Here is a 16,356-nt window from a genome sequence, read left to right on the forward strand (position 1 = left end):
TACTGCTTTTAAATAGGCATGCTAAATAATATAAAAATAAAAACCTTAATTATCAATAGTTAGAATAATGTACTAACATTGGCATGTAACCTGCTTTCTATCAATAATTATTGTCATTCACGAGAGATTATTATGAGAAAACTCACTAAGATTGCCACATATTTATCCCAACAATGGCAGTTTTTTAAGCACCTCGGCGTGAGTCAGTGGGACGTGGAATAATGTAAATACATGATTATGGCCTAACAGCAACAGATCCTCGTGTGATTAAGCTTGGCCCTAGTAAGGTGCGCTGTCCTTCTCGATCAGGGCTTTGCATCCGTGTAAGTAACATGGCTATAGCCTGCTCGGCCATCATCTCTAGCGGTTGTCTCATCGTGGTAAGTGGTGGGTTAAAATATTGAGCACCGGGTATATCGTCATACCCAACCATAGACAGATCTTGTGGAATAATAAGTCCATGTTCTCCAGCCACTCGCATCGCCCCCATAGCCATTAAATCATTAGAGGCAAATACCGATGTCACCGCCCTTTGTTGGTTAAGCAATAAAGTCATCGCAACCACACCGCCTTCATAGCTAAATTCCCCTGATTGGATCCACCCTTCATCTACCTCCACGTTAGCTTCTGCCATTGCCCTGCGGTAGCCAGCAATACGATTTTGACTATTCGATTTTTCAAGTGGCCCAGCTAATAAGCCAATACTCCGGTGACCTGACTTTAGTAGGTGATTAGTCGCCATGTACCCCCCAAGCTCAGAATCATCTAAGATACGATCATAACCCGCCCGTTCCGGTCCAGAATCTAGCATCACCATAGGTATTGTGCCGTAAGAGGATACTGGTAATTGCCGCACATCAGAGCTCATCATTATCATTCCATCCACTCGCCTCTGGCTTAGCATGCTCATGTAATCTTTAGCACGCTGAATATCGCCTTGAGTGTTACATAGGATCAGATTGTAACCATGACGATAAGCAACCTGATCGACCCATTGGATCAAATTAGCATAAAATGGGTTATTCGAATCAGTAACTAGCATGCCCAATACTCGGCTACTGCCGCCTTTAAGGCTACGTGCAACCGTATTAGGCACATAATTGAGTTCAATAACTGCCGCCTCAACTTTAGTCTTACTCTCGGCAGACACAAATCGAGTCTTATTGAGTACATGTGATACTGTGGTAGTAGAGACGCCTGCCAATTTGGCTACATCGCGAATAGTGGTCATGCAATTCGACTCCTATCGAAAATTGACATTACGAATTCATATAAATTGACGATTACAATGCTTATTAAAGTGCTAAATTTAAGGTTTCTATACGAGTTGGGATAGAGCTTTGGGCACCAATACGAGTAACAGAAAGAGCTGCAGCAGCCTGACCAAAACGCACAGAGTCTAGCACTGATTTACCCTCTAGTAACCCAACCACAAAGCCACCATTAAATGTATCTCCTGCCGCGGTCGTATCGACAGCGTCGACATTAAAACCTTCAATATGTAATCCCTCTCCTTTATGCGACAACCACACACCTCGTTTACCTAAGGTTATCAATACCATCTCAATACCAAATCTCTCGTGCAATTTTTTGGCCGCAAGACTCGCATCCGACAATACTTTGATAGTAATACCAGTTAACAGCTCAGCCTCGGTTTCATTGGGCGTAATGATATCCACATTACGCAACAAAGCATCGGGTAATTCTTTTGCCGGAGCTGGGTTTAATACCACTTTAACTCCAGCAGCTTTGGCGAACTTAGCGGCTAATGTCAAAGATTTTATCGGTGTTTCAAGCTGTAACAAAAGCAATTCAGAGCCTTCGATCGTCGTCTTATATTCAGCTATAACGGCCTCTGTTAACGCCCCGTTTGCCCCAGGCCAAATACCGATGCGGTTTTCACCTGAATCTTCAACGTAAATCATGGCTAACCCAGTGTTCTCATCGGATATAGCCGTAACGCCATCAATATTGATGCCCATATCCGCCAGTCCTTGCTTCATCTGCTCACCAACAGCATCCATGCCCACACAAGCAATCATAGCCACATCTGCACCAAGTTTTGCGGCGGCGACAGCTTGATTCGCTCCCTTGCCACCGGCGACTATCTGATAATGTTTAGCTTCAATAGTCTGTCCGCCACATGGCGCTTTATTGACTTGCATGACATGATCAACATTAATACTGCCCACTACCGATAATTTGGCCATCTAAATATATCTTCCTTAGTTTGCTAACAGGCTTAAATAGTCTGCTTATTTAACAATAATTTGCAGAGGTACTGGTTGAAACTCAGCAACCACTTCACCTTTAAGTAAGTTAACAGCCGCTTCGACTCCCATCACACCCATTAATTCAGGCTGTTGTGCAACTGTTGCATTCAAAAGACCACGCTTTACCGCTGCAATACCTTCATCTGTACCATCAAACCCAACAATCACAATCTCTTTTCCTGCCCCACGTACTGCACGTAAAGCCCCTAGAGCCATTTCATCATTTTGAGCAAATATTGCTTGTACATCAGGCTTGGAAACTAACAGGTTTTCTGTCACATTCAATCCCTTAGTCCGGTCAAAATCAGCAGGTTGTGACGCTTGTAAATCAAAACCATGTTCCACCACTGAAAGAGTAAAACCTTCCCCACGATCACGTGATGCTGATGCACCAGCTACGCCCTCAAGTTGAATAACCTTGGCACCTTTGCCTAACTTCTCCGCTATAAAGTCACCAGCCAGTTTACCACCAGCCACATTATCAGATGCGATATGGGAAGCGACTTTTCCACGGGTAACACCACGATCTAATGTTACTAAAGGAATACCGGCCTGATTAACCATACGTGCAGCATTTGAGGATGCATCTGAATCTGTCGGATTCAATAAAATGGCTTTCACCTGACGAGTGGTCAAATCTTCAATATTGCTCAATTCCTTGGAAGGATCATTTTGGGAGTCTAGCACAATGAGTTTATACCCTAATTCCGCAGATTTTTTTTCCGCTCCTTCTTTCATCGAAACGAAAAATGGATTATTCAAAGTCGACACCACTAAAGCTAAAGTATCTTTTGCCATCGCTGAGGCTGTTACGCCTAAGGTCAAAACGAGTGCTGCAGTGCAAGTAAGTAGTTTGTTCATTTCAATCACCTTCATCCTAAGTAAATTTTTAGAGTTATTGTTATGTATTAGATTTTCGATCAGCCAAAACCGCTAACAAAATGACCCCTGCTTTAGCGATCATTTGATAATAAGAGGATACATCTAACAAATTCAGCGCATTATTAAGAAAGCCAATGATAAGAGCACCAACTAACGTCCCCCAAATAAAACCACGTCCCCCCGCCAAAGAAGCTCCACCAACGACAACGGCAGCAATGGCATCTAACTCATAAGAGGTGCCCGCAGTCGGCTGAGCCGAAGATAATCGTGCCGTCACGATCAAACCAGCCAGTGCCGCCATCATGCCAGATAACCCGTATACTGCAATTTTGACTCGGTCAACATTGATACCCGACAAGCGCGCCGCAGATTCATTACCGCCTATGGCATAGATATAACGGCCTAAACGGGTATGAGTCAACAATACCCAAATCAGCACAAAAATAATGCTCATTAACCAAACCGGCACAGGTATGCCCGCCATCCACCCTGTGCCAATAAAGGCAAAACTGTCGGCGACATCGGTAAAGCCTGTTGAAATAGGCCGTCCATCGGTATAAACCATGGTCAAACCACGGATCGCAGTCATGGTAACTAACGTGGCGATAAATGCTTGTACTTTCCCTTTTGATATTAATAAACCATTCAAGGCACCCAATACCCCACCAAGCAACAAAGTCAATGGTAAAGCAAATATCAATGGTGCGTCCATTGCAACCATGGACGCACCAAGTGCACCAGTTAACGCCAATATCGCGCCAACGGAAAGATCTATGCCAGCAGTCAGAATGACTAACGTCATGCCCACGGCAATAATGGCATTCACTGACATTTGACGTAGAATATTCATCAGATTACCCATGGTAAAAAACTGGTCATTTAATATCGATACCACGGCGATCAAGACTAAGAGCGCAATCAGTGCTTTTTGCTGCTTGACCCATTCAAGCACTTTAATGCCTGTAAGATTATAGGTTACTGTTTTATTCATTATTATTCTCTAATCAATGCTTGCCAATAGCCGCAGCCAAGAGCTGCTCCTGAGTGACGTTAGTCGCCTCAAATTCTCCGCTGATACAACCTCCGCTCATGACCATTATTCTGTCACTCATGCCCATCACTTCAGGCATATCTGAAGATACAAGAATAATGCTCATCCCCTCTTGTTTAAACTGATTAATCAGTTCGTAAATCTCCTTCTTTGCCCCGACATCTACACCTCGAGTGGGTTCATCTAAAATCAATATTTTAGGATTAGCCATCAAGCCTTTAGCTATCGCAACTTTCTGTTGGTTTCCCCCCGACAATTTACCTATTGGTTGATCAATCGATGGCGTTTTGACATTAAAAGCATCAATAAAATACTTTGCTTGTGTCAGTTCTGTTCCGCTCTTAATCACTCCCATATGAGACAGCGCATTCAATGAACTGAGACTCATATTTTGTTTCACAGACATGCCTAACACTAAACCATCACCTTTGCGATCTTCGGAAATATACGCAAGTCCTGCTTTTATCGCTTCACTAGGATGAACTGGGTGTATCGACTTCCCATACAATTGCACCTCACCACCGATGCGTTTCACATCACCGAATAAAATACGCATCAACTCTGTACGTCCGGCTCCCATCAGGCCGTTAAAGCCTAAAATTTCACCTTCGTGTAAGTCGAAACTAACATCATTAATCCCCTTGCCAGAAAGATGGCGTACCCTCATCGATATCTGACCGAGCGGATGCTCAATACGAGGATAGAGATCATGTAACTTGCGGCCAACCATTAACTCAATCAAGCTTTCCTCTGTCAGATCTGAGGTGGCAGACTCCGCAACAAACTGACCATCACGCATCACAGTCACTCGATCACTGATTGTAAAAATTTCTTGCAAGCGATGAGAAATATAAACAATACCAACTCCTTGATCACGCAGTTCACCTATCACTTTAAATAAACTCGTGGTCTCGCGATCAGTGAGCGCATCGGTCGGTTCATCCATTACGATGATGGATGCGTCAAATGACAAAGCCTTAGCTATTTCTATCATTTGCTGCTCACCAAGCGGTAAACTCCCCATCTTTTCACAGCTAGAGCGCTGCACATTCAATCGAGCCAATAAAACATCGGCATCCTCAAACATCTTCGACCAATCTATCAAACCAAGACGTTTTTTGGGCTCACGTCCCAGAAAAATATTTTCGGCAATAGAGAGGTCATTTATCAGATTTAATTCTTGATGTATGATGCTAATTCCAGCCGCTTGTGACTGACGAGGACCCGTAAATGTCACAGGCTGACCATGTAAAACAATCTGCCCTGCTTCGGCTTGATAAATTCCAGTCATTACTTTCATCATGGTGGATTTACCTGCACCATTTTCGCCCATTAGTGCCATAACCTGACCAGGAAATACATTTAATTGCGCGCCATTTAAGGCCTTTACTCCTGGGAAAGATTTTTCAATGTCTGTAAGACTAAGGAGTGCTTTCATTTAAAGACCACACCGGCTTGCAAAATAATATTGGCGTAAGGCGTGCATTCGCCAGTGCGTATCACTGCACGACTGTTGCTAGTCTTAGCTTTAAAATTATCATGACTAACAAGGTGAATTTTAATTGTTTGTGATTGCTCTTTGCCAATCTGGGTCAATAACACTAATAATTGCTTATGGATGCCTATATTATGAACCAACATTTCCTCGGCAATGATAACGGACTCTATTTGCAATTCTGTGGCTACCACTTTAAGAGTATCAATAAAAGCGGGAGTACCGTGAGTTAAGGCTAAATCAATACGCTCGCAAGACACTGGCACAGGTAGGCCGGCATCAGCGACAGTAAGCTCATCAGTATGCCCAGACAAACCAATAACTCGAGCCAAATCGCTGTTTAATAGTATACCTTTCCTCATATCACCGGCCTTAGTAAAATAGTTAATTATCGACGCAAACGATTGCGCAAACGATTACCTGTATACTAATACGTCACATGAAGTATTCCTAGTCGTTAAGCGTGATAAAGATCACATATTTATCATGTGTACTTAAGTCATCTAAATTGCTCGTTTTAAAGCATATCTAGACGCACGTAATGAGTGTGCATTTTATTTTGACAGTCAACCACAATTAGATGAACACCATAAACAAACAAAAAAACAACATGAAATTAAAACATATATACACAAACCAAAAATTAACGATAGCTTTACTCATCGTAATGTTATTTATGTCTGTATTACCTTTATCAGCAACAGAATACGTATCGGCAGAACCTGTGACTAATCAAGAAGCATTACAAACATTAAAACGAATCACATTTTGGACATGGGACGAAGACGTTTCTATGTTATTACAGAATTATGAAAATATTAACTTAAATGATGTTAATGCCAATTATGTTATCAATGAATTAAACATGCATCGTTGGGGACAAAAAATAACTGATTTTTTGGACTTAGCCACTTTATTATTATCATTTCAATCAGCAGAGTATCAACAAAATGAACAATTAGCGTTTGATCAAGCTAAATTAATAATAAACAATCTAAGAAAAGATATTAATCAACTAATACTAACCGTACATCCAGGTTTTAATTTAAATCATCATGTTCTCTCTGAGACATATCAAGGGTTAAATATAAAAATAGCTGTATTTGATTTATTTGACCCAATACTACTTGAACAACAAATTGAACATTATCCAAATGCATCTATAGAAGCGGTGCAAAATTTCGGCGATCCTGTACAACTCAATCACGGCAATACTGTTATTGATGTTATTTTGGCTATCGCACCTAAAGCAACCATTATTCCAGTGAGTGCTGAATCGAGCACTTATCATCAAGCAATGGCATATCTTGAAAATCGACCTGATATTCACATCATCAACATGAGTCGAGCATTTTCCAGCTTAGATAATGCATTAGACCCCATATTTTCACAGCAATTAAGTCATTTACTTAGTCAGAAAATAGTGACTAAGTCGCTAGGCAATACTGGAACAGACGTAGACTCAAATGTGACACCTTTACGAGAAAGCCTTGGATTAGCCTCTACGGGGAATTTATTTTCCTATGACTTAGCGTTAATTAAAGAATTTTTACCTACAATAAATTCAAATCCCAATATTGACCATTTATTGTTAGCCATTAATCTAGATACTTTTGCTGATCAAATTGCATTAAGCGCGAGCATTCCTGGCAATAATACCTTAGCTATAGCCACAAGCTTGAGCACTCCAGCAGATGCTGTATACGCTTGGTCAACAGCGAACTTTGAATCAGGAAGTTCCTTTGCTGCACCACAACTCGCCGCCATAAGCGCCCTATTATGGCAAGCTTATCTAGAACATCATCCTCAGGAGCCACAAAATGCACTTAACAAAGTCACTCAGGCACTCAAAGCAAATACACGCCCTTCTAACTTAGGGGCATTCAATACAGGACTAGGGTTAGTCGATGCTGATAAAGCATTACAGCATATTTTGTATCCATCATTTATCAAGCAAATCTAATCGGCACATTATACTTTCAAAAATGAAAAAGAGGCGGTTTAACTTGCTGTAAATGGCTGTTTTTGACACCAAACCAACTGATATCGTAATCGGGTAATGCCTAGTCTATTCTAGGCTAACCTTCATAATTCAAAGATAAACCACTGTTAAACATTAACTTTATTCACTTAAAATCATAGTAATGATGGATTGCCCCTCCCCCCGCCACTATTTATGCTTAAAAAGAGTAAACAAAACATAAAAACAAATATTAATAGAGGCGTTAATGAGCATTCCATTTTTAGAACAACACCAAGAAGCAGATATCCTTCGTGATAAGTTCCATGCATTACCTTTCATTCAAAGTATGTACACAGGAGAGCTAAATCAAACATTTATTCATTCATTTTTAGATTGTTTGTACGTAGAGAATTTTTTATTTGTACTTGAAATGGCCAAAATGCGCATCAACTTCTGTAAGCATCCAGCCTTTATAATCGATTTTTTAGACCCTCATACCATGACAGAATTTGGTGCCAAACTGAATGCTGTTGGTTTAAAAGCCCAAAGGGCAACACATTACGAACACTTAATAAACTTTGCTAAATCCTATGATTACCAGCAAAACAGCCCATTAAAAACAACATCAGTTGTTAGCCGAATGAGTCTACAAGGTATGAGCTTTTTTTCTGATCAAGATTTAGCGTTTGCCTTGGGAGCCTTATACGCCGACGAAGTGTACGCGTATATTTGTTTACCGGTATTTTACCATGGGTTTCTCAAATACAACGAGCTCACCGGGGTGATGGGTGATTTAACTTTCTTGAAAATACATGCATTGGAAAGCGAGCCCGCTCATATCAAACATGCTAAATATTTATTTGATTATGTTGAACAATACGGCTTGTCTATTGACAGATTTAAAGAAGGCTATACGGCATTGATGTCAACAACACTTGAAAAGTTTTCATGCCTAGACAAAACACTTTCACACTGAGTTATTTATGTCTATAACAAGTTAACTAACGAGTCGTTTGGCTTGTTATATAAGGATTACACTAAACGGCTATAGGGCAAATGAACGTTAACGTTTGCCCTGTTGAAATCTAGCTATACCAAGCCTTCCAAGAGGTAATTCCTAGGTAGAAGAACAATTAACACCATTGAACTCAACCACTTCTTGAAAGGCTGGATCCTTCATCTTGAGATCGTTTGAGTATAATAGACATAGAGCCCAATCTAAATGATGAGCTCTTATAGCTAGCTCATCTTACTTATGGTATTGACCTGATAGCTCATGTACTGAATTGATAAATGCACCCGCATGCTCAGGATCAACATGTTGATGTATACCATGACCTAAGTTAAATACATGCCCCGAGCCTTCACCATAACTAGATAGTATTTGATCAACCTCTTGATGGATACGTGCTGGAGAGGCATAAAGTACAGAAGGATCCATGTTACCTTGCAACGCGACTTTATGACCCACACGGCGACGTGCATCGCCAATATCAACCGTCCAATCTAAGCCTAGAGCATCACAACCTGTTTCAGCCATCGATTCTAACCAGAGACCACCACCTTTAGTAAATAAGGTCACCGGTACTTGACGTCCATCGGCATGACGGGTTAAACCATCGACAATCTTCTGCATATAGCGCAGTGAGAATTCACGATAAGCATGATGAGAAAGCGCGCCCCCCCATGAATCAAAAATCATCAGAGATTGCGCACCGTTAGCCACTTGCGCATTTAAGTACAAAATCACAGAATCTGCTAGTTTATCAAGCAGCATATGTAAAGCCATAGGCTCTTCGTATGCCATCTTCTTAATCTTCTCAAATGTCTTACTCGAGCCGCCTTCAACCATGTAAGTTGCCAGTGTCCAAGGAGAACCAGAGAAACCAATCAATGGCACTTCACCTTTAAGCTCTCGACGGATAGTACTAACGGCACGCATAACATAACCGAGTTCATCTTCGGGATCTGGAATTGAAAGCTTTTTAATCGCATCAATTGTATCTGTTGGCCGCGAAAAACGTGGACCTTCACCCGTTTCAAAATATAAGCCTAGACCCATAGCATCTGGTATCGTCAAAATATCAGAAAAAAGAATAGCCGCGTCAAGATCATATCTGCGAAGAGGCTGAAGCGTCACTTCACAAGCTAAATCTTTGTTCTTACACAAAGACATAAAGTCACCCGCTTCGGCACGTATGGCTTTATATTCTGGGAGGTAACGACCCGCTTGCCGCATCATCCAAACAGGTGTTCTATCGACAGGCTGTTTGAGTAAGGCGCGTAAATAACGATCATTTTGTAGTTCTGCCATTTGACTCTAATTCCTAGGCTTATTGATTTTAGCTGCGAATAGTTTAGCATTTTAGCCAAAAAAATAACCTCTCTCAAATCATTTATGTGACAAACACCGCTGCGTATTGAAGAATGGCCACACTGAGATGTTTAACTCGTAGAGTAAATACTGGTTAACATGCGATGTTCTGATAAATATTAATAACTAATGTTTTCAATATGACAAAAATAAGTTGCACAGAACACTGACCTTTGATATAAAAAGTCTGCGCTAGCAAGAACAATCAAGAAGCTCGTGAATCGGGCCAGAGAAATCCATACTCGCCCAGCGATAACCTTTGTTGCTGGGCAATTTTATTTATATTAAACTCAAATTACACCCTCCCAAAAAACTATTGCAACATTTTTTTTACTTTATCTGCTTAAATATACGAATAATGGTTGATTAATACCCTAGTTGTCACCTACATTAGAAGTCAGGAAAGACCTCTTAACTGGGAACTATCATGCTAAAACAATTAGAAAAAGTTGAACAAAGATGGGGAGGAGTAAATAACCTAATCGATCACTGGCTAAAAAACCGCCGTAAATTATTGATTAATTATTGTAAAATTGCGGGTATTCCTCCCTATGAGGCCACGCAAAAATCTCTCCCTGGTGTGATCTTAGTAAAAGAGTTTTGTGACCAATTAATGGACTATGTTTCTGAGGGGCATTTTGAGGTTTATGATCAAGTGGTAACAGCATGTGAAAAAAATGGTGAATCCAGCAAGGCATTAGCACAAAACTTAGTCCCTCGCATAAGTGAAACAACAGATTCGGCACTCGACTTTAATGATAAATATACAGAATCAGAAGATGATAAAGTGCTATTTCAACTCGATAAAGATTTGTCTTCTTTAGGTCATGCCATGGAAACTCGTTTTGAACTAGAAGATAAACTTTTAGAAGTTCTACACACTAAACATTCTTAGAAGATATGGCACTAACTAGCAACGATGACTTTTATCCCGAAGTCACCTTTTAAATACTGGACCCAGTATGCCGCGCAGTGACTGGATTCAACAACGTGGTTAATGGTGGCCCATTATATGAAAGCAGCCATTTGGGTGACTTTATTTCATGTACCTGCATAATCGTGTATGGACGGTATTCCCACTCTTAATGAGTATTCTTAATCAAATGGCTTGGGCCTATGGCTCAGTTTTATTCCGTTAAAATAGCAACGCTCTACTTAAACATTTTCCTCTTGCTATATACCCGCTTATTTATATGTTTTAAATAAAAATAACCTGTCTTTATTTACCGTATTTCTTAACCTATATTTAAATCACGATAATCATTAACAGGTTAAAAAATGAAGAGTTCATGCGCACTGATACTCATCACTTTCAATTTAATATCTAATGTTGCCTTTAGTGCTGAGCCTGATGACAATCAAGCAGAAGGCAGTATGGAACGAATTGTCATTACCGCCCAAAAAAGAGTACAGACATTACAGGATGTCCCCCTATCTGTCTCCGTTTTTTCTGGTGATAAAATTGATAAAGAAGGCACAGCAAATCTTGAAGAAGTCAGCTTTTCCATTCCTAATTTAACCATTAATGAATCCGGGATAAGCACTAATTTATTCATTAGAGGCGTTGGTTCAGGCGTGAACTTGGGATTTGAACAGACTGTAGGCACCTACATTGACGGTGTTTATTTTGGGCGTGCCCGCAGCGCACGATCTTCATTATTTGATATTCAACGCATTGAAGTACTTAAAGGACCTCAAGATACATTATTTGGCAAAAATGCAATTGCAGGAGCACTTAATATCTCAACACGTCAGCCAAGTTATGATTTAGAAGGCTATATGGAGGTCAATGGCGAACCTGAATTTGATGGACTCGGTTTTAAAGGTGCCATATCAGTTCCTATTTCAGACGAGTTAACCACCCGCTTTGCCTTAATGAAACACGTTGAAGATGGCTGGATTTATAATACTAATATCAATCAAACAGAACGCCAAAAAGATGATCTGATTTTTCGTACCACTTTACTTTGGGAGCCAAATGATGACATTGCAATGACCATAAAAGCAGAATACGGTCAACTCGATGCAGTAGGCCGTGCTGAAGTCACATCAAAATACCCTGATACCTTACCCTTATATGACTTGGCTAAAAATATCGATCCTAATTTTGGTGACGGTTTAAATTTAACCAAATCGATGGGAAGTACCACTGGTGGTTTTATGGGAGTAGAAAGTTCGGATAATGAAACAAATCTATTGAGCATGAATCTTAACATTGAATTCGACTCTGGTACCTTAACATCCCTTACAGCTTATAATTTCTATGAATTCAATGACCAAGCAGATGTGGATTACCTGCCTATCGACTTGATTCATATTTCATCTTTTCAAAGAAATAAACAGCTCAGTCAAGAAGTGCGTTTTACATCCAACACCATGAATGATTTTAGTTATATTGTTGGCCTATATTATCAACATAGCGATATGGATAGCCTGAGACGCACTGACATCGATGGCAATCTTGTAGGCGCCGGTTATAGTGGCCGCAGGAGTAATACCTTTGAACAGGAAAGCTCTAACCAAGCGATATTTGGCCAAGGCAATTATGAGTTTAATACAAATTGGACAGTAAACTTTGGCGCTAGACTTTCAAAAAGCAAAAAAACGTTATTTAAGAATTTATACATTGCCGAGCTCATGTCAGATCAAATCAATACTGACCAAGCAGCAATAGATATCTTTATTAATGGTTTGAATATTGTTCCCCATCAGTTTTCAACGGAGTCGAATCGTAATGGCGTCCCTGTTGAATTTGACCCAGTAAGAGAAGAAACCAATTTATCGCCTTCATTGAGTATTCAATACTTTCATGACAATGATGCCATGCTTTACGCCAGTATTGCGCAAGGCTTTAAAAGCGGGGGGTTTGATGAAGACAACAGTCTTGGCGATCCCGATAAAGAAGAATATGAAAATGAAGATGTGATTGCTTATGAAATTGGATCTAAAATGACATTGTTTGATCAATTGAGCGTCAATCTCAGTATTTTTAGAAGTGAATATGACAATATTCAAGTCAGTACTTATGATGGGCAATCAGGTTTCAATGTTGGTAATGCCGCCCAATCAATTAGCCAAGGCGTTGAACTCGATGGCCGCTGGTATATCAATGACCAATGGCATATCAATTATGCACTAGCCTATTTAGATGCCTATTATGATAGTTACACAGAAGGACCATGCACCTCTGCAGCGACAAACTGCAACGATGCTGGATTTCAAGATTTATCAGGTAAACCCTTACAATTTTCCCCCAATTGGAACGGTAATATTAATGTTCAATTTGAGCAAGCATTACAGGAAAACTGGTTATTGGTTGCTAATTTAACCCTTATCTATTCTGGTGAGCATCAAGTACCGGGAGATCTGGATCCTATACTTGCACAAGATGCTTTTTCTAAACTAAATGCCCGTGTTCAATTCGGAGATTATGATCAAAGTTGGTATATCTCTATCATAGGTAAAAACCTCACCGATGAAATCACTTCCAGCTGGGGCAACGATATACCTTTATCTCCAGGAGGCTTTTTTCAACATGTCGATCCCCCTCGTAGTGTAGAGATAGCACTCAACTGGAAGTTTTAATGGCTATTATCACAAGTAAGAGTGGTATCGATGAAATTATCAAGACCACTCTTAAGATAATCATTACTCAGGTAACAATGCCGTCATCATCTTTTGGCTCAATTCAACATGATATTGCAAGGTTGAGAATTGCTTAATGATCTTCTCTGGTCCAAATGCATACACAGGCAGAGGCGCGGCAGTATGAGTACCCGTTCCCCACACCACATTTTGCTCTGTAGATAAGGCCCTGCCGATTAAATTACCATGAAGCTCATCGCCATAAACGTAAAAAGCTTTAAAGTCATCGATCACAGGAAATTGCGCATCACCTAAGTAACGATGACCAGCGCTATAATAATCATTATTACCGCGTAGTGCGACTTTGGCTGCTTGCTCTGAGGTGACTTTAAATGCACTGTTTGGATTAATAACATCCGCCCAATCTTGACCAGTTGCGTTAGCTAATTCTGTCTTAGCTTTTACGTTATTCAACATGTCTTTGAAAGTGGCCGTTTGAGCATAAAACTTATCTAACAGCGAGAGTGCGCCAAAGTTAAACTTGGGTTGATAATCTTTACCCCGCATACCGTCGCCTGATAAACTTTGTGCTTCGGGTAAATTATGAGCTGAATAACTAAAGCCAAAACCACCGGTTTCATGATCGCCAGTAATGATAACCAATGTATCATCACGATCTTTAACCCACTCGTATACAGCATCAATGGCCTCATCGAATTTAATGAGTTCATGTAATAACCAGCCTGTATCGTTAATATGGCCAGCCCAATCAATTTGCCCGCCTTCTACCATCAAAAAGAAACCATCTTCATCTTTAGACAATACATCCAATGCTTTTAATGTCATATTGCGCAATGAAGGTTGAACGCAGCTGTTATTTGCCTTGCAGGCTTTATAAGCAATACCATCAGCCATCCCAGAGTTGGCAAAAAGACCGAGCAATTTAGTCCCTGTCGCCTTATTAAGTTGTTCACCATCAAAAGCTAAGGTGTAGCCGTGTTTATCTTGAGCTTCTAAAATCAAATTACGGTCATCTGTACGCTTTGATGCCTCATAAATTGCTGCAGGTGCCCCTACTTTTTCCATCGTGTTAATTGCTAGGCTATTTGTGCTAATGTCAGCGGGAAGAAATGCTCTAGCCCCACCGGATAAAAGTACATCAACACTCCCAGCTTCAATCATTTGCTCAGCGATTGCAGTCTCATGAGAACGATGAGGTTGATGAGATGCGAAAGCAGCAGGAGTTGCATGAGTCATACGAGTATCGGAGACCAATCCAGTCGCTTTACCTATTGCTTTAGCTTTTTCTAAAATAGTCTTGGTAATATCGCCAGCACGATCTAAACCTATCATCTCAGAACCAGAGGCTTTTCCAATAGCAAGTTGTGTGGCAGAGCAAGCTGAATCTGCAACAAGACTGCCATTAACCCCATATGGCGCACTAAGCGATAGCCCTAATTGCCCTGCTTCTGCAAATTTTGTTAACCCTGTTATGTTGCCTTTACCGTTATAGATTGAATGAGGTGCACGGCGAGCATATTCTTCCAGTAAACCTATCTGCTGGGCGCCCATGCCATCACCAATCATTAATATCAGATTTTTTACATGAGCCACTTCCTTTGGCATTTTCTCTTTTATTACTTCAGCTTCTTCCTTTACTTTAGTTATATTTTCATTATTACACCCTGTGATGAGTACAGCAGATATTGCTAGCATAAGTAGACTTTTATTCATCGTTATCATTATTATTCCTTATAGATAAATCAGAGTATGACTAACATTAGACGTAATATTAAAACCTTACCTTACCTTACCTTATCATGACAGCGAAACATTTTTACTAATGAGTTAACATTTATGTTTTACTGTCGAATAAAAAACCTAACCGTAAGCATTAATAATCAAAGGGGATTTAGCCAATTTTTTTTACAGAAAATAAAGTCATAAAAAACCCTACCATTAATGACAACTCACTTAGGCATACTTATCATATATATCACCCATTAGCTGCAACCAAAATTAAAAATATACTCTACAACTAGGATTTAATAAAATGTAATGTACTCTAGTCATATCATCATCGCAATGTTTTTATCATAACAAATGACAACACTAAATATTTAAATGCTAAACACTATTGTTATAATACGCCATTCACGATATATATATCGTGAGCATATAAGTTTAAAACGTTAAGTAAATATTTAACCAAATAACTGGAATAAAAATATATGCAATTTATTACTGTCTTTAAATTCATCAGTTTCAGTAATAAAAGCCTTTAAAAAGGAAAGGAAAATGCAAATTAAAGGAGTCCTACACGAACTCAGTAGAAGGTGGAAAGTTGATATCCCGACAAACTCACCCACTATTATCATTCAAGATAATCAACAAAAAAACTGGTATATTGATTGTCCTACCGACTCAAGTCAGTTAGTGATATATACATTTTTACTAGATAAGCCTACCACTTTCGAGGAACTTAGTTATTGGTTTTCGCTTAATGGAAATCGCAGCAGGATGCAAAGCGCCTGGATAGCCGAGAAGGATGAACAAATTTTGCTGGGCATATCCATGCCTGTAGAATTTATTGATGCCAATTTAGTCGAGAACCTAATGAATAATCTCCACGAGCTATCTGCTAGCATAATGTCAGATTTTCATCGTCATGTTGGCAGTTCGTCAGCTTTTCTCGCTCCTGCTGATCACACCATTTTTGTTTGAGGAATTACG

General features: G+C 39.9%; 13 protein-coding genes. 5 read left to right on the top strand and 8 right to left on the bottom strand.

Annotated elements, in window-relative coordinates; genetic code table 11:
- Positions 1-235: 235 nt before the first annotated feature.
- The 6 genes from HQQ94_RS20475 to rbsD all read right to left on the bottom strand — a co-directional run bounded on the left by HQQ94_RS20475 (position 236) and on the right by rbsD (position 6,063).
- Positions 236-1,231, bottom strand: coding sequence for a LacI family DNA-binding transcriptional regulator (locus tag HQQ94_RS20475; protein ID WP_173296153.1), 996 nt, complete (start codon positions 1,229-1,231; stop codon positions 236-238).
- A gap of 64 nt (positions 1,232-1,295) precedes the next feature.
- Positions 1,296-2,210 (bottom strand): ribokinase, encoded by a 915-nt coding sequence (rbsK, locus tag HQQ94_RS20480; protein WP_173296154.1) that lies wholly within the window; start codon positions 2,208-2,210, stop codon positions 1,296-1,298.
- Between the two features lie 45 nt (positions 2,211-2,255).
- Complete coding sequence (gene rbsB / locus HQQ94_RS20485; RefSeq protein ID WP_173296155.1) at positions 2,256-3,134, bottom strand: ribose ABC transporter substrate-binding protein RbsB; 879 nt, start codon at positions 3,132-3,134, stop codon at positions 2,256-2,258.
- A gap of 40 nt (positions 3,135-3,174) precedes the next feature.
- On the bottom strand, positions 3,175-4,146 hold the full coding sequence (gene rbsC / locus HQQ94_RS20490) for a ribose ABC transporter permease (RefSeq protein WP_173296156.1): 972 nt from the start codon (positions 4,144-4,146) through the stop codon (positions 3,175-3,177).
- Between the two features lie 13 nt (positions 4,147-4,159).
- Positions 4,160-5,644, bottom strand: a complete 1,485-nt coding sequence (gene rbsA, locus HQQ94_RS20495; RefSeq protein ID WP_173296157.1) for a ribose ABC transporter ATP-binding protein RbsA — start codon at positions 5,642-5,644, stop codon at positions 4,160-4,162.
- Positions 5,641-6,063: a D-ribose pyranase gene (gene rbsD, locus HQQ94_RS20500; RefSeq protein WP_173296158.1), complete on the bottom strand. Its 423-nt coding sequence runs from the start codon at positions 6,061-6,063 to the stop codon at positions 5,641-5,643. The genes rbsA and rbsD overlap by 4 nt, the downstream gene beginning before the upstream one ends.
- Before the next feature lie 314 nt (positions 6,064-6,377).
- On the opposite strand from rbsD, the gene HQQ94_RS20505 reads away from it, so the two are divergent.
- On the top strand, positions 6,378-7,664 hold the full coding sequence (locus HQQ94_RS20505; protein WP_173296159.1) for a S8/S53 family peptidase: 1,287 nt from the start codon (positions 6,378-6,380) through the stop codon (positions 7,662-7,664).
- A 265-nt stretch (positions 7,665-7,929) separates the two neighbouring features.
- Positions 7,930-8,640: a hypothetical protein gene (locus HQQ94_RS20510; protein WP_173296160.1), complete on the top strand. Its 711-nt coding sequence runs from the start codon at positions 7,930-7,932 to the stop codon at positions 8,638-8,640.
- Positions 8,641-8,913: 273 nt separating this feature from the next.
- On the opposite strand, the gene hemE is transcribed toward HQQ94_RS20510, so the two are convergent.
- On the bottom strand, positions 8,914-9,978 hold the full coding sequence (gene hemE / locus HQQ94_RS20515) for a uroporphyrinogen decarboxylase (protein ID WP_173296161.1): 1,065 nt from the start codon (positions 9,976-9,978) through the stop codon (positions 8,914-8,916).
- Positions 9,979-10,465: 487 nt separating this feature from the next.
- Here hemE and rsd point away from each other — a divergent pair, with 487 nt between their 5' ends.
- Both rsd and HQQ94_RS20525 read left to right on the top strand, forming a co-directional pair.
- Positions 10,466-10,933 carry a sigma D regulator gene (rsd, locus tag HQQ94_RS20520; protein WP_173296162.1) on the top strand — a complete coding sequence of 156 codons (468 nt, stop codon included), beginning with the start codon at positions 10,466-10,468 and terminating at the stop codon, positions 10,931-10,933.
- A gap of 383 nt (positions 10,934-11,316) precedes the next feature.
- Positions 11,317-13,623: a TonB-dependent receptor gene (locus HQQ94_RS20525; protein WP_173296163.1), complete on the top strand. Its 2,307-nt coding sequence runs from the start codon at positions 11,317-11,319 to the stop codon at positions 13,621-13,623.
- 63 nt (positions 13,624-13,686) lie between these two features.
- On the opposite strand, the gene HQQ94_RS20530 is transcribed toward HQQ94_RS20525, so the two are convergent.
- Complete coding sequence (locus tag HQQ94_RS20530; RefSeq protein ID WP_173296744.1) at positions 13,687-15,357, bottom strand: alkaline phosphatase; 1,671 nt, start codon at positions 15,355-15,357, stop codon at positions 13,687-13,689.
- 564 nt (positions 15,358-15,921) lie between these two features.
- On the opposite strand from HQQ94_RS20530, the gene HQQ94_RS20535 reads away from it, so the two are divergent.
- A complete protein-coding gene (locus tag HQQ94_RS20535) occupies positions 15,922-16,347 on the top strand; it encodes a hypothetical protein (protein WP_173296164.1) in 426 nt (141 codons plus the stop codon).
- The last annotated feature ends 9 nt before the right edge of the window (positions 16,348-16,356 follow it).

The sequence above is a fragment of the Shewanella sp. VB17 genome (assembly GCF_013248905.1).
In the GTDB taxonomy this organism is placed as follows: domain Bacteria; phylum Pseudomonadota; class Gammaproteobacteria; order Enterobacterales; family Shewanellaceae; genus Shewanella.